The organism is Sphingomonas sp. 22176, assembly GCF_052045505.1.
In the GTDB taxonomy this organism is placed as follows: Bacteria; Pseudomonadota; Alphaproteobacteria; order Sphingomonadales; family Sphingomonadaceae; genus Sphingomonas.
Genome location: NZ_JBQEPL010000009.1, coordinates 21,132 through 46,631, shown reverse-complemented (window position 1 = coordinate 46,631; position 25,500 = coordinate 21,132). Strand labels below are relative to the sequence as shown.

The following is a 25,500-nucleotide window of genomic DNA, read 5'->3' as shown; positions in this document are numbered from 1 at the left end:
CAGGGAGTTTTCCAGTCACTTACCGTTCTGCGCACCACCCCGAACGACGCTGATCCGAACCGGGCCGCCACTCTTGTCGAGCAGCACGCTAACGGGCTCCGGCTTCGTCGGCGGCACCACGAGGACGGTCGCGGTGTATAGGAGCGCGAACAGCACGAGGAAGCGCAGCGCCCAGGACAGCATGCTCTGCGCCGGCTGCAGGTAGCGAAGTTTGTCGGCCGTCTTGGAGGCAACCAGATAGGCCTCGCCCACGTAAGTTCGCAGATACTCTAGCTTGAGGTCGCGAAACGTAACGGCGTCTCCCTTGTCGTCGACGAAGCTCTCTGCCCAGGCCGTCGGCGACACACCCACGATCCCACCGTAGAACAGGAACGATACCGCCGTGCCCTGCTGGTTCGGCCGGGGACTGATCGGATACTTGAAGCGCGTGCGGGTCGCATGGAACGTGGTCAGCGCGCCGCCCAGCGCGGAAAGCACGAACAGGAGGAAGGCGAGGTAGGTCGCCACGGGCAAGAGATGGTGACGGTGGTCGTAGACATCGAGCGAGTCTATCGGATAGCCTGCGCTGAAGGTCGTGAACATGAACCCCGCGAGAGCGCTCACGAACGAGGTGACCGTCAGCAGACGGGACGCCTTGCCATCTTGATACTCCGTCTGAGCCTTAACCTCGGCGAGCGATGCCTTGGCCAGTTCGAGTGCCTCGTCGATCGAGCAATCCTTCGCGCCCTTGAGGCTATCCCAGCCAACCATCGCCTTCGACAGGTCGGGCATGATCGTCTCAGCGCTGGCCGCGTCAGCAGCCGCGCCGTCGAGCTTGGGAAAAAAATCGAGGCCTATGTTGGAGACCGATCTCGCAAGCGCGCCGAAGATCCCCAGTGTCCGCTTGTCCATCACCGCACATCCCGCAAGGTCCGAGGGCAACAAGACCACCGGTAGGCGAGGATGTCGAGCCGGGCGAGCGCGCAGATCGATTCCTTCGGGTCGAACTTGACCTCTACCAGGGTGACGCAGATGTATTCTCCGTCCTTTGGCGACGGCGCGGCGTGCCTTTCCTTCCGTTGCCGGCATCCGATCCGCGCAACAGTTATCACACAAGCCTTAGCGCCGTCAGGCTAATAACTGCGCCCCTAGTGAGCTGATCGGAGCTCGATATCGTCCCATCGAAATCATGCGAAAGTGTATAGAACCATGCCGGCTAACCGTTGACCGGTTCGGATACGCACTGTAGCTTCGGCACCAGGGGCATGCAAAAGGTAGTTGGAGGATGGAAAAAGGCCGCGTCGCACATGGCGAGCAAACACAGTTTTGCCGCTCGGACGTGAGCGCGCGCCATGGGTGACATCGCTGTCCTGGCTCCTTGCGCCAGTCGCAAGTTCATCCAACCGGAACCGAAGGCGACCGCAGTTGTGCTCCCTAAAGGCGCGCAAGTGGTAGTCGAAACTGCGTGGAGCCAGGTCGCCGCCGCGCTGTCTCCACGCGTGCCCGCGTGCGAACTCTACGGCGGACGCGGTTTCGGGCTTTCGCGGGAGGCCGCCTCCCGCGCTTCGGCGGAACTCTACGTCATTTCAGCCGGTCTGGGGTTGGTCCGCTCGGATCGCGCAGTCCCGTCCTACGGCATGACCGTCTCTGACCGCGGAGACCACGCGATAGCGCGCAGGGTCATCGGCCGGTTCGATCCGGCGTCCTGGTGGAAGGCGGTGTCGTGCGGCGTCTATTCGGAGAATCTGGCCTCCGTCGCGCGACGGCATCGCGGCCTCCTCCTGGTTGCGCTCACGACCCCATATGCCGCGATGATCGGCTGCGAACTCGCCGCGTTGCCAGCGGAGGCACGGGCGCGGATGCGGCTGTTCGGCCACGGGATCGTGACGGTCCTCCCCAAGCCGCTCGCAGGGAGCGTGATGCCATACGACGCTCGCCTCGACGCCGCCGTGCCGGGCACCCGCGCGGACTTCGCGCAGCGCGCCCTACGGCACTTCTGCCAGCATGTGCCGCTCGATGGTTCGGTCGACGCGTCTCGTAGCGCCGAGGAGGTGGGGAAGTTGCTCGCCAGCTACGAGGCTCCCACGGCGCCGGTCCGTCCGCGACGGTCCGACGAGGAGATGGTCGCCCTCATCGCTGGGCATCTCCGTCACACCACGGGCATAGGCCGCATACTGCGCCTGGTCCGCGATTCAGACGGCCTCGCCTGCGAGCAGGCCAGGTTCAGACGGCTCTACGGGTTGGCGGCCGCGCAAAGGAGACAGGCATGAGCAGGAAGCAGAAGCAGCCGGCCGACGAGACCATCGCCGTCAGGGCGGTAAGGACGCGGCAGGGCGGCGTGGACCTATTCGCGTTCTTCGCGCCAGGCGCCGAACTCTTAAAGTTCGCGGAGATCAGCCGCGTCAGCCGCAACGAGACCAACGGCCTGTCCGGGTTCCAGCGCAAGGAGATCAAGGGGCACGTCCGCTCGATCGTGGAATTCCTCGACCGCGGGGACGTGCTGTTCCCCAACGCAATCATCCTGGCGATGTCGCCGACGGCCCGTTTCACCGAGGCGAGGGGCACAAAGCCCGAAGGCGACCTCGGCGCCTCGCAGGGCGGCACACTGCGGATCCCCCTGCCGGCCGACGGCAGCAAAGCCGCGTGGATCGTCGATGGTCAGCAGCGCTCGCTCGCGCTGGAAGGCGCGCAGGATCAGGGCCTGCCCGTGCCGGTCATCGCCTTCGTGTCCGATGACATCGCCGTCCACCGCGAGCAGTTCATCCTGGTCAACAAGGCCCGGCCACTGCCATCCCGCCTGATCGACGAACTCCTGCCGGAAGTGGGGAGCGTCCTCCCTCGCGACCTCGCGCCTCGAAAGATTCCGAGTGAGCTAGTGAACTCGCTCCACCTGACCCACGATTCTCCCTTTTACGGATTGATCAAGCGACTGTCCGACGATCGGGATGACGCGGTCGTCAACGATGCAGCCGTGCTCACGATGATCAAGAACAGTATCGGAAGCCCTCTTGGCGCACTGGCCCCATACAAGGCCACCGCCTCGGGCGGCGCGGACACGGCGGCGATGTATGCCGTGCTCGTCGCATTCTGGAGCGCGGTAAGGGACGTGTTCCCCGACGCTTGGGGCCGGCCACCGACCGAGAGCCGCCTGATGCACTCGGCAGGCATTGTCGCGATGGGTTACCTCATGGACCGAATCATGTCGCGGTGCTCGCGTCAGGACGCCCGCCAGTTCGCCATCGACGCGCTAATGCCCATCGCGCCTCACTGCCGATGGACGTCCGGCCGCTGGAACGACATCGGCCGCGAGTGGAACGACATTCAATATGCCGGTCGTGACGTTCGAATGCTGTCGGACCAGCTTGCCCGGCTCGACCATCTGAACAGCTTCGGAAGGAAGGCGGCGTGAAGTTCCTCTTCGCCGACAGCCTCGACTTCGTCGACCCAAACTACGACTTCCTCGCCGACCGCCACGGGTCGAAACGCGTCGCGCTCCACGGCGACGAGTTCCCCCACGAGTTCCTCGACGAGGTGCCCTACGATGGCATGCTTGTCTCACGTGGCATAGTCGGCGACGGCCCGGTGCCGGGCAAATACACTGATGCGCAGATCATGCGCTTCCGCCGTGAGGGCGCGAGGTCGTTCCTGCGCTTCGAGGAGGCGCAGTTCCCGAACACGATGATGATGGGTGACTGCGGGGCGTTCACATACCGGGCGATGGCCGTGCCACCCTATGGCGGAGAGGACACGGCCGAGTTCTACGCGGACGGAGGCTTCACCCACGGCTGCTCGCCCGACCACATCATCTTCGACTTCGACGCCGCGATCGGCGCACGGACGATCGAGGAGGTCCCCGAGGATTTGCGCAACCGCTACGAGGTGACGTTGCAGAACGCTGCCGAGTTCAAAGAGGCAGCCAAGGCAATCGGACCGGGCTTCACGCCGATGGGCGTCATCCAGGGCTGGTCGGCGGCCAGCATGGCGGATGCAGCGGCTAGCCTGGTGAAAATGGGCTACGACTACCTGGCGCTGGGCGGCACGGTGCCGCTCAAGATCCACCAGCTACGCCAGGCGCTGGCCGCGATCCGGTCGTCCGTCCCCAGCGACACCCGTCTCCACGTGCTCGGCTTCGGAAAGATCGAGTGCCTCGCCGACCTCGAGCATTTCGGCGTCACGAGCTTCGACACGACATCGCCGCTCGTGCGCGCGTTCAAGGACGCAAAGAAGAACTACTGGATGCGCGACGCCGCGGGCGACCTGTCCTACTACACCGCGATTCGCATCCCACAGGCCACCGAGAACAACAAGCTCAAGGCCAAGGCGCTTGAGGGCAGCGTCAACCAGGAGGAGATTCGGCTGCTCGAAAGCGCGGCGCTCGCCGCCGTGCGCGACGTGGCCGGCGGGACCGGTGGTGTCGACGAAGCGCTCGACGCCGTCATGGAGTACTGGGCGATCCTCAACTGGGACGAGGAGGCCAGCCCATCGCGCCGCGCAGCCGCGGCTAGCCGCCAGCGGGCCGTCTACGCCCGCACTCTCGGCGAACGCCCCTGGGAGGACTGCAGCTGCCGGGTGTGCCGCGAGGGCGGCGTGGAAGCGCTGATCTTCAGGAACTCAAATCGAAACAAGCGGCGGGGAATGCACAACCTCCACGTGTTCCACCGCCATCTCCGGGAATTCAGGACAACCGAGGCATGACCGAAAAGATCGAATTCGACGTACTCGTCCCTAGGCAGAACGCCGCGGTACCAGTGTTCACGTTCGCGGCCAAGGCGTCGGACGTCAGGCGGATCGCGCGGATCGAGCGCGCCGGCCGCGACGCGGGCGGCGTGCTGAGCGGCTTCCAGCGTCCTCAGATCGCAGCCCACATCCGGGAAATCCGCGACTACCTCGAAAAGCCTTCGGCGATCCTGCCCAACCCGATCGTGGTCGCGTTCACCGCGGGCGCGTCGCTCCAGTCGGTCGACGGCGCAGGAAGCGGCATCCAGCGGCTCACGATCGACCTCTCGGACGGCGCGCCGGGACTCATTGTCGATGGCCAACAGCGGTTCACGGCGCTCAACGAGATCGGCGACCGCGACTTCGAGCTTTTGGTTTCAGGATTCATCTGCGACAGTGCTGAGGAACTGCAGCGGCAGTTCATCCTGATCAACAACACCCGGCCGCTCCCGAAGGCGCTGGTCTACGAACTGCTGCCGCAAGTGTCCGATCTTCCGCTCCGGATGTCGAACCGGAGCCAGGCCGCGCTTCTCACCGAGGCATTGAACTACCGCGCGGACTCGTCCCTTCGCGGGCTGATCCGTCAGCAGACCAATCCGAAGGGAATCATTCGCGACACCGTCCTTCAGCGCCTCATCATGGGCTCGCTAACGGACGGGGCGCTCCGTCTCCATGCAGGAGACGACCGGACCCTGATGGAGAACGGCACCCGCCTGATCAGCGAATACTTCCATGCGGTCCAGGGCGTGTTCGAGAAGGACTGGAAGGGCCGGACGCCGAAAGATTCCCGTCTGCTGCACGGCGCAGGCATCATCGCGATGGGATACGTCATGGAGGCGCTCCACGTGATGACGGGAGCCACAGACCGCGAGGAGTTCGCCGACGGGCTGAGGCTGCTGCGCGGGAAGACCGCATGGACTGAGGGCGAATGGACCTTCGGCGGGGAACGGCGCCGCTGGAATGGCCTGCAGAACGTGCCCTCGGACATCCGACAGCTGTCCCTGCATCTCGTGCAGGTCCTCAAGCGGGGCCTCGCCGAGCGCGAGCAGGCGGCCTGAGGATGGCCAACCCAGCCTGGTGGCTGTCACTCCAGACCCACAAGCAGTTGGGGATACGCTAATGTTCGAGCTGAGCAAGGACTTCAGGTTCGACGCCGCGCACACGCTGAGGCGATCGATCGACGCCGATTCCAGTCGACGGATTCACGGTCATTCGTATCGCGCCCAAGTCGTTGTGCGCGGCACCCCGGACCCTGTGACGGGTATGATCATGGACGTCGGGGCGCTTGAAGCAGCCATGGCTTCGGCGAGGGACGGCCTCGATCACCAGTTCCTCGACGAAATAGCCGATCTCGGCCCCGCCACGATGGAGAACCTCGCGGCCTGGGTCTGGCGCACGCTGGAGCCCCACTGCAAGGGACTAGCCCGCGTGGTCATCCACCGCGACGCGAGCGGCGAGTCCTGCGCCTATTTCGAAGAGCACGCATGACCGAGGTCGCGATGGTGCTGTTCTCCGGGGGTCAGGACTCGGCGACATGCCTGGCGTGGGCCCTCGACCGCTTCGAAAGCGTGGAGACGATCGGCTTCGACTACGGCCAGAGGCACGCGGTCGAACTTGAGGTGCGCAAGACCGCACTAGCGGCGCTGCGCCGCGACTTCCCTAGCTGGGCCCCCCGGCTCGGGGAGGATCACCTGATCGACCTGTCGGTCCTTGGAGAGATCAGCGAGACGGCACTGACCCGCAGAGGCGAGATCGCCATGCAGGCCAATGGCCTGCCGAACACCTTCGTGCCGGGGCGCAACCTGATGTTCCTCACCTTCGCTGCGGCACTGGCCTACCGACGCGGCGCCCGACAAATCATCACCGGTGTATGCGAGACGGACTATTCCGGATACCCGGACTGCCGTGACGACGCCATCAAGGCGATGCAACTCGCCCTCAACATCGGCATGGATAGCCGGTTCGTCATCCACACACCGCTGATGTGGATCGACAAGGCGGCGACGTGGGCATTGGCTGAAGAACTCGGCGGGAAGGCGCTCGTTGATCTCATCCGCCGCAACACCCACACCTGCTATCAGGGGGTTCGGGATAAACAGCACGACTGGGGTCATGGTTGCGGGACATGTCCAGCGTGCGAACTTCGGCGCGATGGCTACCTCTCGTTCGCTTCCGCACCGAAACAAATCCAGAGCTAAGGGGCCCCCGGGTTACGAATCGCCGGAATTTCACCGTTTTGACTGTGCTCTATAGGCGTTAGCCGCGTGGACAGCAGGCGAAAGGCACTATAGCATCCCCCGGCAAAACGGGGGTTGTACGGTAGTTCATGACATCAGTAGCACCGACCATCGAGTCGTTCCCGGAAGTGGTGACGGCCGCGCTGGAGGGAACGGGGCCGAACGCAAGGCAGCGGGAGGCTATCGCCGCGACGCGCGACCGGCCGCTGTTCGTCGTCGCGGGACCTGGAACTGGCAAGACCACCACGCTGGTCCTCCGCGCTCTCGCGTTGACCTTCGTCGATGGCATCTCGCCAGAAGACATCCTGATCACGACCTTCACGAAGAAGGCCGGGCGGGAGATCCGCTCTCGGCTGATCGAATGGGGCACCGACATCCGGAACCATTTGCTTGGCATCGCCCAGGCGGCAGGTGACGCCGCCTATGCCGAATATCTCTCAGTCGTCGACGTGAACCGGTATGTCGCGGGGACCCTCGACAGCATCTGCGAGGAGGTCGTGCGGGACATGCGCGGGCCGAACGAGGCGCCGCCTGTCGTGCTCGACGAATCGGCCGCCAGGGCCCTTCTCGCTAGGCGCGGTGAGATCAGCCGCGAACTCACCGTGGTCGGCGACGAGCTCAAAGCCTATCTCGGCCGCTACGCATTCAGCGGGGATCCGGTCCGGACCGTGGGCGAGGCCACCGCCGTCGCCAGGACGGTGGTGGACAGACTCATCCAAGACCGGGTCGACCTGGAGGCCTTTGCTGGCCCCCACCCGGACCAGGCGTCACGCTTGGCGATCCTCCGGGTCAAGGGTCGCTACGAGCAGCATCTGTCCACGACCAACCAGCTGGACTTCGCGCTTCTCGAGCAAACCTTCCTGACGAAGCTCGAGGCAGGCCTGCTGCCACGCAGCATGGTCGAGTTGAAGGCGCTTCTCGTCGACGAGTATCAGGACACCAACCCGCTCCAGGAAGCGATATACTTCCAGCTCGTCCGCTGCACGGGCGCGACGCTCACCGTCGTCGGCGACGACGACCAGTCGCTCTACCGGTTCCGCGGCGCGACGATCGAGTTGTTCCGCGATTTTCAGACACGCTGCGTCGCGGCCCTCGGCTGCGCGGCGCCGACGCTCGTCCTGCTCGAGGAGAACTACAGGTCGTCTGACCAGATCGTCTCCTTCTTCAACGACTTCGTCCAGAACGACGGCGACTTCGCCGGCGCGCGCGTGGTGCTTCCCCCACCGCACGTCAGGCAGGTTGTCCCCACCACCGGGCCCGCCGAGATCGGTGTGCTGGGCATGTTCAGGAACGACTCCGACACGCTGGCGGCTGATCTCGCCGATTTCCTCGACCGGCTTTTCCGGCAAGGTGGACGCATCCCACGGCCTAACGAGGACACGCTTGAGGAGCCTATCCTGCCGGCGACGGACGGAGGTGACCTGGGTGACGCGGTGTTCCTGTCGCACAGCGTGGGCGAGCGCACCCGAGGCTTCATGGGCAACCCTGGCCGCGACCGTCTGCCCCGCCTCCTGCGCTATGAACTGGCGCAGCGCTCGATCGGCGTCTTCAATCCAAGAGGTAGGGCGCTTCGCGACATCGAGATCGTGCAGCAGTTCCTGGGTCTGGCGCTGGAAAGCCTCGATCCCGGTCCCCCCGGGGGCTGTGGCCCGATCCAGGACGAAATGGCATTAACGAGCGACGCCAAGCGCTTCCTCAACGAGTGGCGGGCGTCCGTGCAGGGCCTGCTCATCGCCAACCCGGTGAATTCGCGTGGCATCCAGCTGATGGACCGCGTCATGCGCTGGCAGAGCTTCGCGGCCGGCGCGCCGGAACAGGAGAGCGAATGGCCTCTCCTCGACATCATCTATAGCTACCTGCCGTGGTTCCCGCCTTTCCAGGACGATCCCGAGGCGCAGGTCTATCTGGAGGCGATCACGCGCGCGATCGCCAACGCATCGACCTTCTCGGGCTACAAGGCCGCCATCCAGCGGGAGGATCCGCACCGCGTCCGTTCGATCCAATCCGCCTATCGCGACGTCTTCGGACCAATCGCTGAGGATCTCGTGGCGGTCGACGAGGAAATCATGCCGAGCGTGCCGCGCGACCGGCTCAACATCATGACGATCCACCAGGCCAAGGGTCTCGAGTTCCCGCTGGTGATCGTCGACATCTCCTCGGACTTCAAGACGAACAACGCGCAGCAGCGGTTCAAGCGCTTCCCCGAGGACCCGTCCTCAGTCGCGCTCATGGAGGACGACTTTGCGGCAGCAACCCCGGTTGGCCCAACGCGCCTCGCCCGCGACGGGATGCAGCGCACCTTCGAGGACCTGATCCGCCTCTACTACGTCGCCTACAGCCGACCCCAGACGCTCCTGCTACTCGTCGGCTGCCAGCAAGGCATCCAATACAAGACGAAGATACCGAACGTGGCCAAGTTCTGGCGGCGCGACCGTTCGTGGCCCTGGATCAGCGACCCCAACCTGCGGCGCTCGCCGGTCGACGCCGACCAGCTACCCTTCATCAGGATCTGACCAGACATGCTGCTTGCGAGAAAGCGCCCCGAGCGCCTGGTCCCGGAATACTCCCTGACCGGGGACCTGCTGTCCTTCCGGCGTTGCGCCCGGCAATACCGCTACCAGAACGGAAGCTCGCTGCCACCCTCGCGGCCGGTGCAGCTCTGGTATGGCGAGTTCATCCACGGCGTGCTGGAGAACGCCTATCGGCTCTGGGAGAGCAGCGAGGGCGCGCTGACCTTCCCGCTGCCTTACGAGCGCATCACTCTGACGGACCCGATCGCGGAACCACCAGCCGGCCTTTCCCCACACGACGTGCGCAACCTCGGATGGCCGGTGGAGCAGGCGCTCCTCCATCAGAACAAGCGGGCGCGCAGCCGGGCGGCGCGGTCCGCCGCATACCGCCGCGCCGAAGCCACGCTCAACATGCTCGGGCCCTATCTCTTCCCCCTGATCGCCCAGGCCGAGGAGCGGGTGCTCGGGACCAGGGCGGTCCCCAATGCCGGTGCCGAGCAGTTCAGGGCCGAACGCTACGCACTTCACGGCGTGATCGACGTCCTGACCGAGATCGAGCTGACCGAAGCCGCCACTGACAACTTGATCAGGCACGCCGTGCAGGAGCAGTGTCCCGGTTTGACGGGAGAGTTTGAGGTGATCGTCGACTACAAAGGCAGCCGGCGCCCCCGCGTGGACAGCTCCGAGTGGCAGGACGGCGCCTGGCAGGTGCAGACCTATGCGTGGCTCCGTCATCAGCAGCGGCGCAGTCGCCGTGTCGCCGCGGGCATCCTCATCTACATCAACGAACTGGCACCGGGCGACGCCGACATCGGCCTGATCCGGACAGACATGAATCTGGGCCGGACCGACGTCGAACCCACCCGCGACAGTGACCGCCGCATGCTGGAGAACTGGCGTCCCGGGAGCCGCGCGGACCTCAGCGCCGACTTCCGCTTCGCGCGAGCGATCCGGGTCATTCCGGTGGACGAGGAGAGCATCGCCGAAGCGACCAGCGCATTCGACGAGACCGTCGCGAACATCGAGCGTCGGGTGAAGCTCGAGGCCGAGGCCGTCAGCATCCTCCAGACCTGGAACGACGACTGCGACGACCGCAAAACCTGCGCCGCGTGCGACTTCAGATACTTCTGTGACGGCTACCTGCGCAACGGCAACCCGGCGGGTGCCGAAGATCTGATCGAGGACGAGATCTGAGCACCGCAGGCCAGATCGAGGGTTCGGCCGCATCGGTCCGCGGAACTTCGCGGTGACGGATGTCACGGACGCCGCCGACGCGCCTGCGCCGGTCACGCAGAGATATGAGGCCGACCTCCTCGGCAACATTCAGCAGGCGCTCGCCGGCCTGCAGGGCTTCGACATCATGGCCCTGGAACTCATCCAGAACGCCGACGACGCGGGCGCCGCGACGATGCGCTTCGACGTGCGCGAGGACTGCCTGCACGTCTGGAACAGCGAGAGCTTCTCGAGTTGCGGACTGACGGAGACCGTCTGCCCGCACCTCGCCGACGAAGGCATCGCGCGACCCTGCAACTTCCATGCGATCTCGCGGATGGGCAGCCGCAGCAAGATCAGCGTCGGATCGCAGATCGGCCGGTTCGGCATCGGGTTCGTGTCGGTCTACCAAATCACCGATTCCCCTGTGATCAGGTCGCGCGATCTGCAGGTGCGGCTTGATCCGTTGAACTCCGAAAGCCCCACACATCGGATACCGGAGATCGAGGGCACCGAATTCGAGCTGGCCTGGGCGGCGACGCAGTCAGCGACACGGAACGCGCTCAACGCGTCGCCGACGCCCAATGACGTGCGGGAGAGGGTCGCGTCGGAGATCCGCGGAGTCATGGATCGCGGGCTCTTCTTCCTGCGGCGGCTTGAGCAGGTCGAACTCCGGGTCGGCGGAAAACTCGTCCACGCGGTCTCGATCGAGCGCGAGGAAAACGTCCTCACCATCACGAAGCAGCCCGAAGACCAGCAGGAGCGGTGGCTAATCCTAAGCGCGGATGCCGGCAAATGGGCTACCGAGCTGGAGCTTCAGACCCGCTTCCCGATGCTGGCCGACCTCGACCGGTCCACCGCAGTGACGGTCGCTATACCGCTCGACGACAAGCCGTTCGAGGGTCTGCTCTACGCCTACCTCCCGACGGAACAACCGTCGCGGCTGCCGATGCACGTCAACGGCGACTTCTTTCCGCATCCTAACCGGCGCGCGATCGTCCTCACCGGCGAGCAGCACGACCGATATTGGAACGAGCTGCTGCTCAAGACGGCCGCCGCCGCAATCTTCGACAGCTTCGTGATGCTCTCCGGCAAGGTGGGGGCGAAGCGGCTGTGGGAGATCGGCAGCTCGGCCCATGCGCTCCGGACGGAAGGCGCGTTCGCAGTCTTCTGGAACCGGTTCGCCGAGGCAGCGCGCGCCTACCATTGCTCCTGGTCGATCGAGGGCCGGTGGTGCCCGATCGCTACAAGCCACCTGCCGCCCGACACCATGCCCTCGGAACAGCAGGCAGCGTTCGCCGGCATCGGCCTCGACATCATTCATCCGGACCTCCGTCCGCACTGGACGGCGCTCTCCACCCTCGGCGCCAAGACGCTGCGCCTAAGCGCGATGATCGACGCGTTGGCGGAAACCTACGGGAAGACCAAACCCGCCCCAGCGCGACCATCGACGACGCTCCTGAGCGCGATCGACGGAATCGTCGAGGCCGGAATGAAGACCCAGGGCGCCGAGCCGGCCGTGGCGCGCCTTCGCACGGTGCCGTTCGCCCCAGGGAGCGATGGCGGCCTTCACAGCCTAGCTGGTCTTCGCTCCCCGCCGGTCCACTCCTCGGCGGAGCAGGTGCACGCCTTCGCGCCGGAGGTCGTGTTCGCGGATGCGGAAGTTTGCGCGATGACATCGCTCGCACCGCTGGTGCCGCGCTATGCCTTCGCCGAACTGGCCGAACACCTCGCCGAGCGGATCGAGACCGAGACGGACGCGATCGACGTCATCGGCAGCGCCGCACACCGCGTCCGGGCGTTCTACGAACTCCTGGTCGCCGCGGCGGGGGACAACCCGGAAGACATCGACGGCAGCCTGGTCGCGGAGACGCCGATACTTCGGACGCGGGCCGGCTTCACATCGCCCTCCAGAGGACTCCTCCCCGGGGGATTCGACGATCCGGTCGGGCACCTGAGTGTGGTCGACATCGCAGCGATGCCGGCGTCGATGCTGGCGCTGGCGCAGTCGGCGCTCGGCGTGGCGACGCTCACGTTTAGCGACTACGTCCGCAAGCACCTCGCCGACATCCTCGCGAATGGACCCACCCAGGCCCAATACCGAAGCCTCATGCGCGAGGTCGCCCAGCATTGGCGCGAACTCGCTGCGGGCGGCGCGCTCACGACCCTCGGTCAGATGCACTTCGTGCGAAACCGTGCCGGAACCTACTCGCGTCCAGCGGACGTCTACTTCTTCTCGGCCGCGCTCGAGGCTGCGCTCGGCTCCGACCAGCATCGTTGGGTGGACGAGAGCTGGCTGCCCGCAGACGCCACGCAGGCCCGGCTGAGGGATCTGCTCGAATCCGAACTGGGGCTCCCCCGGCGTGCGACGGTCGAGCACCTGGTGGACCGTATCGAACTCATCGCGGAAGGCACGCCGGACGACGAAGCGGCCAAGCGACTGAATCTGATCACCCGCCACCTCGTGGAACGCCTGCCCACCATGAGCGACGACGAGCAGACCGAACTCGGCCGCCTGCGCGACGTAGATTGGCTGCCCGCGTCCCTCGACGGGTCGAGGGAGGAGCTATGGTATGCCCCACACGAGGTCTACCGTCCGTTCCGCGCCACCGGATTCTCCTCCCAGGCGGGTGTGGTCGACCTGCCGGTGTTCCGCTCGACACAGGTTCGCGGCCTGACCGACTTCCTCGATTTCCTCGAGATGCCGGACGAGCCGCCAACATCGACCGTCGTGGCTCACCTCGCGCACTGCATGGCCAACGACCTGCAGCCCTCCGACATCGCTTACCAGATGCTGTCCGAGGGCGTAGAGGACCACGCCGCCGACCTCGAACCGCTGCGCGGAAAGGCGTTCATCTACGTAGCGGCGGACAAGAGCTGGCTCTCGGCGGACGAGGTGTTCTGGGAAGCTCCTCCGTTTCGCGGGCGATGGCACGCTGCGTCGCAGAACATGCACCTCCGCTCGCCACTCTACCGCCATCTCGGCGTGTCGGACCGGCCGGAGGCCCGCCACTATGCCCGCATGCTGGTGCAACTCGCCGACGCCGGCACCCTTACTCCCGACGATCTCGCGGTTCACGATCGCTGCCTGGCCGTCGTCGCGGAAGCCATAGAGGCGGGTACGATGTCCGCCGACGACCTGCGAAGCGAGATCGGCTCGTTGCCGATCCTGGTCAACCTCCGAGGGGAATCTACCTTTCCCGAGGACGCCATCTGGTCCGACGCCGAATGGCTTGTGTCCCCATTCGGCGAAGCGCTCGACGAGCAACTCGTGCGGACGCCTGGGTGCGCGCGCAACGCTGCTTCTCGTTTTTTCAGTGCCCTTGGAGTGCGGCGGCTCACATCCGTGGCGCGGCTAAGACTTGCAGCGAAGCCGGACGGGCGCGAGTCCGTCGACGTTACGCAGCGGCTGGCGGAGCGAGCCGACCTGTTGCTTTGGCTAGCGCCGACCGCAGGTGGTCGCGACCGTCTCCTGCACGCGCTGCTGGATCTCGAGGTCCGCCTGACCGACGCGCTCTCCGTCCAGGCGGAACTGACGACGTCGGATCCGCCGACGCGCTCCTCCGCCGCCCCGGTCGCGGCATTCTACGAGGCGGATGGCAACGTGCTCCACATGCGTGAAGCACCCGGCACCCCGCTCGACTGGAGCGCGGCCTTCCGCGACCTCTTCGCCCAGCTCAACCTCGTGCCCCATGAGATCGACGTTCGGCCGGTCATCATGGCCGCGGTCTACGTCGTAGGCGCCGCGTCATCCGCAGAGGCGGAACAGGCCCTGCGCACAGCGGACTACCGTCCGCCTTCATCCCGCGAAGGCATAGACGGCGAGCGCGGCGAGGCTTTCGACGATTTGGAGGACGACATCGGCATCGCCGACGAGGAGGACGTCGAGAGCGATGGTCCCGATGGGGGCACAGGGTCGGAAGATGCAGATTCCGATGAGGAGTCCGAGGGTGAATCCGACTATGTCGAGGACGACGACGTCACCGGGGACGGCGACGACGCGGACGAAGATAAAACGGACGACGGCTCAGATGATGAAGGCGCCGGCGACACATCGGATGGAAACGGCTCGGGCGGCAGCACCAGCGGTGGGCAGTCATCCACGGGGTCAGGTTCGGGCAGCGGAACCGGAACCGGGCCAGGATCCAACACGCAAGGCGGCAACGGCTCGGGAGGCACCAGTGGTGGATCTGGGACATCCGGCTCCCAGAAGGAAGGGCAGACGCGAAGGAGCCGGCTGCTCGCCTACGTGGTCTCGGGCAAGAACGCCTCCACCGACAGCGGCGGGAGCAACAACGACCGCGCGCGGGCAGAGGGAGCGAAGATCGACATCGCCGCGATCGAGGCTGTTCTCAAGTATGAGCGGAACGCGCGGCGGGTGCCGGTCGAGCAGTCACACTCGAACCCCGGGTTCGATATTCGATCGGCGCACGAGGGCGGCGCCGGAACGAGGTTGATCGAGGTGAAGGGCCTCGCATCGGACTGGAACGAGCGCGGCATCAAGCTGACGGGCGTGCAGTATGAGATGGCGAGGGAGCATCCGGAGCAGTTCTGGATCTACGTCGTCGAGAACGCGTGCGACCTCGAGAAGCAAAAGGTTCACGCGCTGGCCAATCCCTTCTCGAAGGTGGCCGAATACTGGTTCGACCACGGTTGGAGCGACATGGCCGAGGAGACCAGCGCAGCGAGGGAATTGAACCTCGTCGCCGGCGTCCGCCTGAAGCACCGCGTGTGGGGCATCGGGACGGTGATCGCTGTCGAACGCAAGGGTGGTGGCTACTTCATCCTAATCGAGTTCCCCATCGACGGCCGCAAGAACATACCGTTCAACTCGATGCTCACCTTCGTCGAGTGATCGGGTAGTTGGTCAAGCGCGGCGCCCATCGAGGTCCGCACAGCAAATGCGGTGAGGAGAGAGATCGTGGCATTCATCGACGACCTGCTGGAGAGCGGCGGGAACTTCATGATAAAGCGCTCCGAGGGCATCGCGTCCTTGCGTCCCTCGAGTGAACGAGATGCCGACCTTGAGAGCTTCCAGGCACTATTAGATCGGGTGCGGGAACATGAAGGCGACGGCTTTTCGGTGCTGAAGGACCACGTCTCCTCAGACCGACCAAGTAACTTGGTCGATCTCCTTATCGTGACCATCAAGGACTGACCGGAGGACAGCACCATGCCCTGCGCCAAGAAGCCCTGTTGCAATCGGTGGGCTGGATGACGACCGCGAAGCGCAGCGCAACGTCGGATACGGCGCTCACGGCGGCAGGCCCGACTCTGCCGCCGTATCCTACAAGCCTTCTCGTGATCGCTTGCCGCGGCGATTATATCGCGGCGCTGGAATCCTGGGGCTACCGGATCGGCCTGGCGGCGCGGGACGCATTGGCGGCTTCCGGAGCCATCGAGCGGGGCGTCGGAGAGCGCGCGTCGCACGTCGAGGCGATCTCGGACCACTTCGGGCTCGCTGGCGAGCATCACAGTCTTCACGTCGAGCCGCTCAGGTGGCTCCGTCTGGGCGAGACTCAAGCCACCAAGGGCTTGCAGCACTTCCTCGCCCACGACGACTACCGCATCCGCCTGTTCCTGCAGGCGCTCGCACCGACGATCGCTTGGCCATCGGACCTTGAAGGGCTCTCCCTCGGAGCCGAGATCTCCTCAGGTCGCGGGCGGATCGATCTCTTCATCCATGGCAAGGCGCAGGGGCGCACGTGGGGCGCGGTCGTCGAGGCCAAGTTCGAGCACGGTCTGGAAGGGAACCCGCTCCACGAATACATGCGTCATGGCGCAAAGCTGAAAATGGTGCTGACACCCGACGCCGGAAGTGGACGTTCGGGCGCGCTTGTCGTGCTCGGCAAGAAGCTCTCGCGCCCGTCGAAGAAGAAGATGTCGCGCAACCCGCACTGGCGGTTCGTGCATTGGCGCGAGATCCTGCGACGGTTCGATGCCAGTCTCAACGAGCCGACGGTGGACGAAGAGTTCCGGCGTTTCCGTCGAACCCTGTGGGAACGCTCTGGGAGTGCAAGATGACCGATGGACCCGAAATGCCCGCGACCGTCGCGGCTTATCTACGAGACCCTGCGGTGAGAACGGCGGTGGACGCCTTGCTGACCGTGGAGGCAGACACGCTACCCCCTGGCCTCGAGTGGTCCGAACTCGACACCTACTACCGCGCGAGAGGCGGTGCGGAGCTGGCGCGGCACGACATGGCCCATTTCCTCCGGCAACTCTGGAAGGCGATCTGGGGAGATCAGATTGGGTCGCAGTGGGAGCCAGCGCCGCTGGCTGAACTGGTCGACGAGGAGTATGCAGTCACACCAGATCTCATCTGGAACGAGAAGTCCTTCACGGTCTATCACTACCAGAAGCCGTACGTGCTCTACACCGACGTTGAACTCGAGCCACATGCGCTTAGCATCGCATTCTCCATCGAGGACGAGGAGGCGGAAGTGGTGCTGATAGACGAGGACTACGCACCGTTTGGCTGGCATGACGACGACGCTTGGTCCGGATGGCAGGTGTTCGAAGCAAAGTGCGAGGTCCGGGGAGCGCTGCCTGATCTCGCGCCACTTCGAAAGGCGGCAGCTACCGCCATTGCGGCTTCAGATTGCGCGGTCGACGCCAGCCGCACCGCGCGATAAAGGCTTCAGTGAGCTTCTTAGATGACGACGATGATTGACGTGCGTTGCATTTCGACGGAGCCGCCGCGAATCTTGTGTCTAGGGCTTTCAGGCTGCGGCCAACGATTGATGGCCGCTTTTCTATATCCGCCCCTAAAAGCAGCTCGGCAGCAGGCGGCCCAGTTGAGGCCGCTGTCAGAGGCGCTAATAGCGCACCCTGAATGTCGGCTCGTGACAAGACCTGACGTTCAGGCAGCAACTGGGGAATGGTGGCATTGTCCCACTTTCAGTCCGCTGCAGCGCGGATCTGAACGTCAATCGTTTTCGTCCGCTTCCGGGGTGATCAACCGCCCTGCCGAATTTCTGAAAGTGGGCGCTCAGCTGACTGTCCGGTTTGCGAAACTTGAACGGCGGGTTCCGGTAGAAGCTGACGCTCACATCAACAGCGCTGAATGTCCTGAGTTGGTCGGCAGCCGCCAGTGTCGGATTTTGCATTCTGGTCGCGAGCTGCTATTCGATGATGCGGATCGGCGATTATCGTACCCCTTACAGTCTCCTTCGCCGGCCAATCCGATTCGCATCCGGCTCCTGCCGCCAATGCCAGATGTTTTTTGGCGGGTTCGCCGTGAGTCCGTCGTTCAGGCCACGCGCGTTCTAGGCTTGCCAAGCACCTTATGTCGCGCGAGGATCGGTTCCGTGCGCTCTGATCTTGATCATCTGCCACCGCTCCAGCAAGCTGAGTTGGACCGGGTGAAGCAAATCCTCATGGGTGAATTTGCCGAAGCGATTTCACGTGCGAACCAGCCGTGGAAGAAGAACGGGCGCATTCTGAAGATCATCCTGTTCGGCAGCTATGCGCGGACCGACTGGGTCGACGAGCCGGAGAATGGCTATCAATCTGATTTCGATCTGCTCGTCATCGTCAGCCATCCCGACCTGACCGACATTGCCGATTACTGGTACGTCGCCGAAGACAAGATCCTGCTCGATAGCGCGATCGGGCGGCCGGTGAACATTATCGTCCACACGCTGGACGAGGTGAACCAAGCGCTCAGCCGCGGCGAATATTTCTGGGTCGATATCGCCCGCGACGGGATCGTTCTCTACGAACTGCCCGGCAGTGCGCTCAGCGCGCCGCAACCGCTGACGGCCGCCGATGCCTATGAGATGGCGCATGCCTATTTCTCGGACTGGCTCGCGAAAGTGAATGACGCGATAGAGATCGCTGAATTTTGCATCGAAAAGGGAAAGTGGAAGGACGCGGCCTTCACACTACATCAGGCAACGGAACGAAGCTACATCTGCTTCCTACTAGTCCGCACCCTCTACTTTCCGCGCTCGCACAACATAAAGTTCCTGCGTTCGCTCGCAGAGGACAGCGAACCGCGGCTGATCGAGGCTTGGCCGCGCGCGACACGGATTGATCGCCGACACTTCGAGCTTTTGAAGCGCGCCTATGTTGAGGCGCGCTATTCGGCCAGCTACGAGATTGGCGATCATGACCTCGACGCGCTGTCGCAGTCGGTCCGATCCCTCCGCGACATCGTGGCGACGGTATCGGGCGAGCGCCTTGAAGCACTGAGGAACGACGCCGGCCTCTGACCCGAGCCGCGCGACATTGGCTTCAAGTTACTGGCTTCCGGTTTTGTCTCACCAGCCGATCTGAACCAGAGAGAGCCCATCAGCGCCCATCAGCGCCGTTCCGTTTTTGGCGCCCGTCACTGACTCTGCATCCGCCGGAGCCGATCCCGTTCGGCCGGCGGGAGCCTCGACGTGACACCCACCAAATTGCTCATCGGCCAGATCCTTGTCGTCTTCGGAATCGTGATCGCGGGTGTCTGGGCGGCGACGCAGTGGGCAGCGGCGATGCTGGCCTATCAGCCAGAACTCGGTGTCCCCTGGTTCTGGCTGGGCACTGTGCCGATCTACCTTCCCTGGAAGCTGTTCGGCTGGTGGTATCACTATGACGCCTACGCCCCGCTCGTCTTCGACAAAGCGGGCATGCTGGCCGGCGCCAGCGGCTTTCTCGGCTGCGCCGCAGCGATCTTCGGTTCGCTTTGGCGCGCGCGCCAGTCAAGCAACGTCACCACCTATGGTTCGGCGCGCTGGGCGAGCCCTCGTGAGATCGAGCGCGCTGGGCTGCATTGCGACGCCGGCGTCATGCTCGGCACGCTCGGCGGCCGCTATCTGCGTCACGACGGCCCCGAGCACATCATGGCATTCGCGCCGACACGGAGCGGCAAGGGCGTGGGCCTCGTCGTGCCGACCTTGCTGTCTTGGACCGGTTCGACGGTCGTTCACGATATCAAGGGCGAGAACTGGACGCTGAGCGCCGGCTGGCGCGCGCGCTTCTCGCATTGCCTTCTGTTCAACCCCACCGACGCCGCCTCGGCGCACTATAATCCGCTGCTAGAAGTTCGGCGTGGCATTGACGAGGTGCGCGACGTCCAGAACATCGCTGACATCCTCGTCGACCCAGAGGGAGCGCTCGAACGCCGCAACCATTGGGAGAAGACAAGCCATTCGCTGCTGGTCGGCGCGATCCTCCATATTCTCTATGCCGAAAAGGAAAAGACGCTCGCACGGGTTGCGACCTTCCTCTCGGATCCGCAGCGCAGTTTCGTCGCCACGCTCCGCCGGATGATGACCACCAATCATTTGGGCGATGACAAGAACCCTAGGGTTCATCCCGTCGTCGCCTCCGCCGCGCGCGAACTGCTCAACAAGAGCGAGAACGAGCGTTCAGGCGTGTTGTCGACCGCTATGTCCTTCCTTGGCCTCTACCGCGATCCGACTGTCGCCGAGGTCACGTCGCGGTGCGATTGGCGGATCGCCGACCTGATCGAGGCCGAGCGACCCTTGTCGCTGTACCTCGTCATACCGCCCTCTGACATCAGCCGCACCAAGCCGCTGATCCGTCTGGTGCTCAACCAAATCGGCCGCCGGCTCACCGAGCGGCTCGACCAGCCTGGCACCTCCGCGCGCCGGCACCAGCTGCTGATGATGCTCGACGAGTTTCCCGCTTTGGGTCGCCTCGACTTCTTCGAGACCAGCCTCGCCTTCATGGCTGGCTACGGGATCCGTGCTTTCCTGATCGCGCAGAGCCTGAACCAGATCGAAAAGGCGTATGGCGAGCACAACGCCATTCTCGACAATTGCCATGTCCGCGTCGCCTTCGCGACCAATGACGAGCGGACCGCCAAGCGCATTTCCGATGCACTCGGCACCGCAACCGAGCAGCGCGCGATGCGCAACTATGCCGGACATCGGCTCGCGCCCTGGCTCGCCCACGTCATGGTCAGCAGGCAGGAAACCGCCCGCCAGTTACTGACGCCGGGCGAGGTGATGCAGCTTTCGCCCGACGAGGAGCTTGTGCTCGTCTCCGGGCTCGCACCGATCCGGGCACGCAAGCTGCGCTACTTCCGCGACCATAACTTCACCGCGCGCGTGGCTGCCGCACCCAAACTGACGCCCGGTCAGTACGTTGATCGGCCAAAGGCGCGCGGCGACGACTGGTTCAACCAAGTCCGCGGCACAGACGATCGACTGCGCGGTGCCGCGGACACTGCGGGCGGCGAAGACGATGGTGGCATGCAGCAGCAACGTCATCCCGGTCTTCACGAACAGGCTCCCAAGGCGACCGACCTCGCTGAGACACGCGATTCGCAGCTCGTGCCCGACGATGAGGATGTCGGCGCCGACAAGCGGGCCATGGATCAGGCGCAAGGACAGGCCGCCGTCGTCCGTGGCCATGCCATCAACGTAGGCGCGAAGCGCGATTTCATACCGGATTTCTGAGGCAGCCATGAAGATCCGCCAGAACCTCTACATCGACCGCGAACTCAGCGACGCGCTGGAGGCGCTCGCCGCCGGTCCGCGCGGCAACAAGAGCCACCTCGTCAACGACGCGCTGAAGGACTGGCTGGCGCGCCGGGGAGCCAAGGAGATCGACGATCTCCTCAAGGTTCGCCTCGACCGCCTGACCCGCGAGCTTGCTGGCGCGAGGCGCGACATCGACGTGCTGCTGGAGAGCCTAGCGCTGTTTGTCCGCTACCAGCTGATGGTGACGGCACCGTTACCCGACGCCGATGCCGCAGCGCGCGCAATCGGGCGTGACCGATTTGAGGCGTTCGTCGCGCAGGTCGGCAGGCATGTTGCCGGCGGCAGGCGGACGCTCATGCCTGCCGAAGCCGATGGAGGCGGATCATGATGTCGCCTACCGACAGCGTTTCGGCGGAGCGCCGCCGCGCCATGCTGCGCACCGCAATGGGCCCGGCAATTGCCGCAGCACTCAGCGACCACCGCGTCCTCGAGATCATGGTAAATCCCGACGGCGCCCTGCGCCTGGATATTTTCGGCGAAGGCCGGGTCGATACCGACGTGAAACTCGACGCACCTCAGGTCGAACGGATCATCCGGTTGGTTGCATCCCATGTCCGGTTGGAGGTCCACGGCGACAAGCCCATTGTATCGGCCGAACTGCCCCCGCTTGGCTCTGGCGCGGGCGAGAGGTTCGAGGGAATCCTTCCGCCGGTTTCGGCTGCCCCGTGCTTTTCGATCCGCAAGCCGGCAGCGCGCATCTACACGCTGATTGACTATGTGACTGACGGCATCCTGTCGGCAGAGGCAGCGCGACTCCTGGCCCAGGCCGTCGTCGACCGCCGCAACATCCTCGTCGCCGGCGGGACCAGTTCGGGCAAGACGACACTCGCCAACGCGCTGCTCGCCGAGATGGCTAATCTCGACGAACGGGTGATCCTGATCGAGGACACCCGCGAGCTGCAGTCGCCGGCACCCGACACGGTTGCGCTCAGAACCCGAGCCGACTCGGTTACCATGGGCGATCTTGTGCGCTCGACGCTGCGCCTCCGGCCAGACCGCATCATCGTCGGCGAAGTCCGCGGCAGCGAGGCGCTTGACATGCTCAAGGCTTGGAACACCGGCCATCCCGGCGGGATTGCGACTGTCCATGCCAACAGCGCGGCTTCCGCCCTCTACCGGATCGAGCAGCTCATCCAGGAGGCCGTGGTGACCGTGCCGCGCCGCCTGATTGCGGAGGCCATCGACATGATCGTGTTCATCGCCGGGCGCGGCACCACCCGGCGCATCGAGACGATCGCCCGCGTCGCCGGGCTCGATCCAGACGGCGGCTACGCCGTCGTCGATCTCACCCCGAGCCTACCCCCTAACTTGCAAGGAGATTGACATGACGACCGTTCGTATTCCCAGCCGCGACCGCTTCTTCGTCACCGGGCTGATGCTCGGCCTGTCGGTCACCATCACCAATCGTGCCTATGCCAGCGGCGCGGGCATGCCCTGGGAGCAGCCGCTCCAGCAGGTGCTGGAATCGGTCCAGGGACCGGTCGCCAAGATCGTCGCGGTCCTGATCATCATTTCCACGGGGCTCGCGCTCGCGTTCGGCGAAACCGCCGGGGGTTTTCGCAAGCTCATCCAGATCGTCTTCGGCCTGTCGATCGCGTTTGCCGCCTCGAGCTTCTTCCTGTCCTTCTTCAGCTTCGGCGGCGGGGCGCTGGTGGCATGAGCCATGTCGAGGGCTTCGAGGCGCCGATCCACGCCAGCCTAGGGCAAGCCATCCTGCTCGGTGGTGCGCCGCGGGGCATCGCGATCGTCAATGGCACGATCGCGGCCGCCGTTGGCTTGGGCCTGCAGCAATGGCTTGTCGGGCTCGCTATCTGGGCGATCGGCCACAGCATCTTGGGTGTAGCGGCCCGCCGCGACCCGGACTTCGCCCCCGTGCTGCTCCGTCATCTGCGCCAGAAAGGATATCTGGCATGCTGAACCTCGCCGAATATCGGTCGCGCACCGATCGGCTCGCCGATCATCTGCCCTGGGCCGCGCTGGTTGCGCCAGGCGTCGTCCTCAACAAGGACGGCAGCTTCATGCGGTCCTTCGCCTTTCGCGGTCCCGATCTCGAGAGCGCGACCGAGGCGGAACTGGTGTCGGCCGGTGCGCGCGCCAACAACGTCCTCAAGCGGCTGGGCTCGGGCTGGGCATTGTTCTTCGAGGCCGAGCGACGCGAGGCGCTCAATTACCCTGAGAGCGCTTTCCCCGACGCGGCCTCCTGGCTGGTTGAGCAGGAACGGCGTGCCGGCTTCGAAGCCGAGGGCCAACATTTCGAGAGCGTCTATCACGGCACGCTGGTCTGGCTGCCCCCCGCCGACAGCAGCGATGCGGCGGGGCGGACGCTGGTGGAGCGGCCTGACGATGCCAAAGGCCGGGACTGGCGCGCCAGCTTGGCCGGCTTCATTGCCGAGACCGATCGCGTGCTCGACCTCCTGTCGGGCTTCATGCCCGAGGTGCGCCCCTTAAGCGATGCCGAGACGCTGACCTATCTCCACGGCACAATCTCCAGCCGGCAGCATCCGGTCGCCGTGCCGGAAACGCCGATCTATCTCGATGCCCTGCTCGCCGACACGCCGCTGGTCGGCGGGCTGGAGCCGATGCTTGGGCAAACCCATCTGCGGACGCTGACGGTGCTGGGATTTCCCAATCTTAGCCGACCCGGCATCCTCGATGCGCTGAATCATCAGGATTTCGGCTACCGCTGGGTCACGCGCTTCATCGCGCTCGACAAGACGGACGCTACCAGGGCGCTCACCAAGATCCGCCGGCACTGGTTCAACAAGCGGAAGTCGATCACCGCGCTGCTGCGCGAGGTGATGTACAACCAGCCGGTCCAGCTTCTCGACACCGATGCCGACAACAAGGTGGTCGACGCTGACCTCGCACTGCAGGCGCTCGGCGGCGATCATGTCTCCTTCGGCTACTTGACCACAACGATCACGGTGTCGGACGCCGATCGTGCGCGCGCCGAGGAGAAGGTCCGCGCCGTCGAGCGGATCGTCAACGGCCTTGGTTTCACCGCCAAGCGTGAGGGCGTGAATGCGGTCGAAGCGTGGTTGTCGTCGCTGCCCGGCCAAGCCTACGCCAATGTGCGCCAGCCGCTGGTCCATACCCTAAACCTCGCCCATCTCATGCCGCTATCGTCGGTTTGGGCTGGCCCCGCCGAAAACCGACATCTTGGCGGGCCGCCGCTGCTCTACGCCCAGACCAGCGGCTCGACGCCGTTCCGCCTTTCGACCCATATCGGGGATGTCGGCCATCTGCTCGTCGTCGGCCCGACGGGTGCTGGTAAGTCGGTGCTGCTGGCGCTCATCGCGCTGCAGTTCCGGCGCTACACGGGCTCCCAGCTGTACATCTTCGACAAGGGTTATTCGGCACGCGCGGCCGTGCTGGCGATGGGCGGCGCCCATCATGCCCTCGGCCTCGGCGCGGACAGTGGTGACAGCATCGCATTCCAGCCGCTGCGCGGCATCGACGATTCGGGCGAGCGGAGCTGGGCGGCAGAATGGATCGCGGCGCTGCTCGCGCACGAGAAGGTCGTCGTCACCCCCGAGGTGAAGGACGCCGTCTGGTCGGCGCTGGGTAGTCTCGCATCGGCGCCCCCGGAGGAGCGCACCCTGACCGGGTTCACCATGCTGCTCCAGTCCAATGCGCTGCGCACCGCGCTCACCGCCTATACGCTCGACGGCCCTTATGGCCGCCTCCTCGACGCGGCCGAGCAGCATCTCGCACTTGCCGACGTCCATTGCTTCGAGACCGAGGCGCTGATGGGGCAGGCTGGCGTCGTCTCTCCGGTGCTGACCTACCTGTTCCATCGGCTGGAGGCGCGCTTCGACGGGCGACCGACGCTGCTGGTGCTCGACGAGGCCTGGATCTTTCTCGACCATCCGCTTTTCGCCGCGCGCATCCGCGAATGGCTGAAGACGCTGCGCAAGAGGAATGTTGCGGTGCTGTTCGCGACGCAGAGCCTCGCCGACATTGCCGACAGCAGCATCGCGCCGGCCATCATCGAAAGCTGCCCCCAGCGTATCCTGCTGCCCAACGACCGCGCGATCGAGCCACAGTCGCGCGCCGCCTATGAGCGGTTCGGGCTTAACGACCGCCAGATCGAGCTGGTCAGCCGCGCTACCCCCAAAAGGCATTATTATCTGCAATCCGCGCGCGGCAACCGCCTGTTCGAGCTGGGCCTCGGCCCGATTGCGCTGGCGCTGTGTGGCGCCTCCGATCCTGCGACCCAGGCGCGCATCGATGCGCTGCTGGCCGACCACGGCGCGCACGATTTCGCGGCCCGCTTTCTGGACGTGCTCGGTCTCGCCTGGGCCGCCGGTCTCCTCGCCGATTTTCCCGTTCTCCAAGCCAAGGAGTGAA

20 protein-coding genes are annotated in these 25,500 nt (G+C 65.0%); 19 read left to right on the top strand and 1 reads right to left on the bottom strand.

The window, feature by feature from the left end:
• Positions 1–15 precede the first annotated feature (15 nt).
• Entirely contained in the window at positions 16–891 is an 876-nt protein-coding gene (locus ACTJKY_RS19660; protein WP_440847788.1) for a hypothetical protein, read from the bottom strand.
• Between the two features lie 440 nt (positions 892–1,331).
• Between ACTJKY_RS19660 and ACTJKY_RS19655 the strand changes: the two genes are divergently transcribed.
• The 19 genes from ACTJKY_RS19655 (at position 1,332) to trbE (ending at position 25,499) form a co-directional block, all read left to right on the top strand.
• On the top strand, positions 1,332–2,249 hold the full coding sequence (locus ACTJKY_RS19655; protein WP_440847787.1) for a hypothetical protein: 918 nt from the start codon (positions 1,332–1,334) through the stop codon (positions 2,247–2,249).
• Positions 2,246–3,388 carry a DGQHR domain-containing protein DpdB gene (gene dbpB, locus ACTJKY_RS19650; RefSeq protein WP_440847786.1) on the top strand — a complete coding sequence of 381 codons (1,143 nt, stop codon included), beginning with the start codon at positions 2,246–2,248 and terminating at the stop codon, positions 3,386–3,388. Before ACTJKY_RS19655 ends, dbpB (ACTJKY_RS19650) begins: the two co-directional genes overlap by 4 nt.
• Positions 3,385–4,674, top strand: a complete 1,290-nt coding sequence (gene dpdA, locus ACTJKY_RS19645) for a tRNA-guanine transglycosylase DpdA (protein WP_440847785.1) — start codon at positions 3,385–3,387, stop codon at positions 4,672–4,674. The genes dbpB (ACTJKY_RS19650) and dpdA overlap by 4 nt, the downstream gene beginning before the upstream one ends.
• On the top strand, positions 4,671–5,753 hold the full coding sequence (dbpB, locus tag ACTJKY_RS19640) for a DGQHR domain-containing protein DpdB (RefSeq protein ID WP_440847784.1): 1,083 nt from the start codon (positions 4,671–4,673) through the stop codon (positions 5,751–5,753). The genes dpdA and dbpB (ACTJKY_RS19640) overlap by 4 nt, the downstream gene beginning before the upstream one ends.
• A gap of 61 nt (positions 5,754–5,814) precedes the next feature.
• Positions 5,815–6,183, top strand: coding sequence for a 6-carboxytetrahydropterin synthase (locus tag ACTJKY_RS19635; RefSeq protein ID WP_440847783.1), 369 nt, complete (start codon positions 5,815–5,817; stop codon positions 6,181–6,183).
• On the top strand, positions 6,180–6,893 hold the full coding sequence (gene queC, locus ACTJKY_RS19630) for a 7-cyano-7-deazaguanine synthase QueC (RefSeq protein WP_440847782.1): 714 nt from the start codon (positions 6,180–6,182) through the stop codon (positions 6,891–6,893). The genes ACTJKY_RS19635 and queC overlap by 4 nt, the downstream gene beginning before the upstream one ends.
• Before the next feature lie 170 nt (positions 6,894–7,063).
• Positions 7,064–9,445 (top strand): UvrD-helicase domain-containing protein, encoded by a 2,382-nt coding sequence (locus ACTJKY_RS19625; RefSeq protein ID WP_440847781.1) that lies wholly within the window; start codon positions 7,064–7,066, stop codon positions 9,443–9,445.
• A gap of 6 nt (positions 9,446–9,451) precedes the next feature.
• Positions 9,452–10,636: a PD-(D/E)XK nuclease family protein gene (locus ACTJKY_RS19620; RefSeq protein ID WP_440847780.1), complete on the top strand. Its 1,185-nt coding sequence runs from the start codon at positions 9,452–9,454 to the stop codon at positions 10,634–10,636.
• 52 nt (positions 10,637–10,688) lie between these two features.
• Positions 10,689–15,509 carry a protein NO VEIN domain-containing protein gene (locus ACTJKY_RS19615; RefSeq protein WP_440847779.1) on the top strand — a complete coding sequence of 1,607 codons (4,821 nt, stop codon included), beginning with the start codon at positions 10,689–10,691 and terminating at the stop codon, positions 15,507–15,509.
• A gap of 66 nt (positions 15,510–15,575) precedes the next feature.
• The gene (locus tag ACTJKY_RS19610; RefSeq protein WP_440847778.1) at positions 15,576–15,812 is read left to right on the top strand and encodes a hypothetical protein; all 237 of its coding nucleotides are present in this window, start codon (positions 15,576–15,578) and stop codon (positions 15,810–15,812) included.
• A gap of 56 nt (positions 15,813–15,868) precedes the next feature.
• The gene (locus ACTJKY_RS19605) at positions 15,869–16,678 is read left to right on the top strand and encodes a hypothetical protein (RefSeq protein WP_440847777.1); all 810 of its coding nucleotides are present in this window, start codon (positions 15,869–15,871) and stop codon (positions 16,676–16,678) included.
• Positions 16,675–17,289 carry a hypothetical protein gene (locus ACTJKY_RS19600; RefSeq protein ID WP_440847776.1) on the top strand — a complete coding sequence of 205 codons (615 nt, stop codon included), beginning with the start codon at positions 16,675–16,677 and terminating at the stop codon, positions 17,287–17,289. The genes ACTJKY_RS19605 and ACTJKY_RS19600 overlap by 4 nt, the downstream gene beginning before the upstream one ends.
• Before the next feature lie 675 nt (positions 17,290–17,964).
• Positions 17,965–18,870 (top strand): HEPN domain-containing protein, encoded by a 906-nt coding sequence (locus tag ACTJKY_RS19595; RefSeq protein WP_440847775.1) that lies wholly within the window; start codon positions 17,965–17,967, stop codon positions 18,868–18,870.
• A 171-nt stretch (positions 18,871–19,041) separates the two neighbouring features.
• A complete protein-coding gene (locus tag ACTJKY_RS19590) occupies positions 19,042–21,066 on the top strand; it encodes a conjugal transfer protein TraG (protein ID WP_440847774.1) in 2,025 nt (674 codons plus the stop codon).
• A gap of 7 nt (positions 21,067–21,073) precedes the next feature.
• On the top strand, positions 21,074–21,478 hold the full coding sequence (locus tag ACTJKY_RS19585; RefSeq protein WP_440847773.1) for a CopG family transcriptional regulator: 405 nt from the start codon (positions 21,074–21,076) through the stop codon (positions 21,476–21,478).
• Positions 21,475–22,473 carry a P-type conjugative transfer ATPase TrbB gene (gene trbB, locus ACTJKY_RS19580; RefSeq protein ID WP_440847772.1) on the top strand — a complete coding sequence of 333 codons (999 nt, stop codon included), beginning with the start codon at positions 21,475–21,477 and terminating at the stop codon, positions 22,471–22,473. The genes ACTJKY_RS19585 and trbB overlap by 4 nt, the downstream gene beginning before the upstream one ends.
• A 1-nt stretch (position 22,474) precedes the next feature.
• Positions 22,475–22,810 carry a TrbC/VirB2 family protein gene (locus ACTJKY_RS19575; RefSeq protein ID WP_440847771.1) on the top strand — a complete coding sequence of 112 codons (336 nt, stop codon included), beginning with the start codon at positions 22,475–22,477 and terminating at the stop codon, positions 22,808–22,810.
• On the top strand, positions 22,807–23,067 hold the full coding sequence (locus ACTJKY_RS19570; protein ID WP_440847770.1) for a VirB3 family type IV secretion system protein: 261 nt from the start codon (positions 22,807–22,809) through the stop codon (positions 23,065–23,067). Before ACTJKY_RS19575 ends, ACTJKY_RS19570 begins: the two co-directional genes overlap by 4 nt.
• Positions 23,061–25,499: a conjugal transfer protein TrbE gene (trbE, locus tag ACTJKY_RS19565; RefSeq protein ID WP_440847769.1), complete on the top strand. Its 2,439-nt coding sequence runs from the start codon at positions 23,061–23,063 to the stop codon at positions 25,497–25,499. The genes ACTJKY_RS19570 and trbE overlap by 7 nt, the downstream gene beginning before the upstream one ends.
• The last annotated feature ends 1 nt before the right edge of the window (position 25,500 follow it).

Coding starts and splice junctions, on each gene's coding strand:
- ACTJKY_RS19660 (WP_440847788.1), bottom strand. CDS start 891: ATGGACAAGCGGACACTGGGGATCTTCGGCGCGCTTGCGAGATCGGTC.
- ACTJKY_RS19655 (WP_440847787.1), top strand. CDS start 1,332: ATGGGTGACATCGCTGTCCTGGCTCCTTGCGCCAGTCGCAAGTTCATC.
- dbpB (WP_440847786.1), top strand. CDS start 2,246: ATGAGCAGGAAGCAGAAGCAGCCGGCCGACGAGACCATCGCCGTCAGG.
- dbpB (WP_440847784.1), top strand. CDS start 4,671: ATGACCGAAAAGATCGAATTCGACGTACTCGTCCCTAGGCAGAACGCC.
- ACTJKY_RS19635 (WP_440847783.1), top strand. CDS start 5,815: ATGTTCGAGCTGAGCAAGGACTTCAGGTTCGACGCCGCGCACACGCTG.
- queC (WP_440847782.1), top strand. CDS start 6,180: ATGACCGAGGTCGCGATGGTGCTGTTCTCCGGGGGTCAGGACTCGGCG.
- ACTJKY_RS19620 (WP_440847780.1), top strand. CDS start 9,452: ATGCTGCTTGCGAGAAAGCGCCCCGAGCGCCTGGTCCCGGAATACTCC.
- ACTJKY_RS19605 (WP_440847777.1), top strand. CDS start 15,869: ATGACGACCGCGAAGCGCAGCGCAACGTCGGATACGGCGCTCACGGCG.
- ACTJKY_RS19600 (WP_440847776.1), top strand. CDS start 16,675: ATGACCGATGGACCCGAAATGCCCGCGACCGTCGCGGCTTATCTACGA.
- ACTJKY_RS19585 (WP_440847773.1), top strand. CDS start 21,074: ATGAAGATCCGCCAGAACCTCTACATCGACCGCGAACTCAGCGACGCG.
- trbB (WP_440847772.1), top strand. CDS start 21,475: ATGATGTCGCCTACCGACAGCGTTTCGGCGGAGCGCCGCCGCGCCATG.
- ACTJKY_RS19575 (WP_440847771.1), top strand. CDS start 22,475: ATGACGACCGTTCGTATTCCCAGCCGCGACCGCTTCTTCGTCACCGGG.
- ACTJKY_RS19570 (WP_440847770.1), top strand. CDS start 22,807: ATGAGCCATGTCGAGGGCTTCGAGGCGCCGATCCACGCCAGCCTAGGG.
- trbE (WP_440847769.1), top strand. CDS start 23,061: ATGCTGAACCTCGCCGAATATCGGTCGCGCACCGATCGGCTCGCCGAT.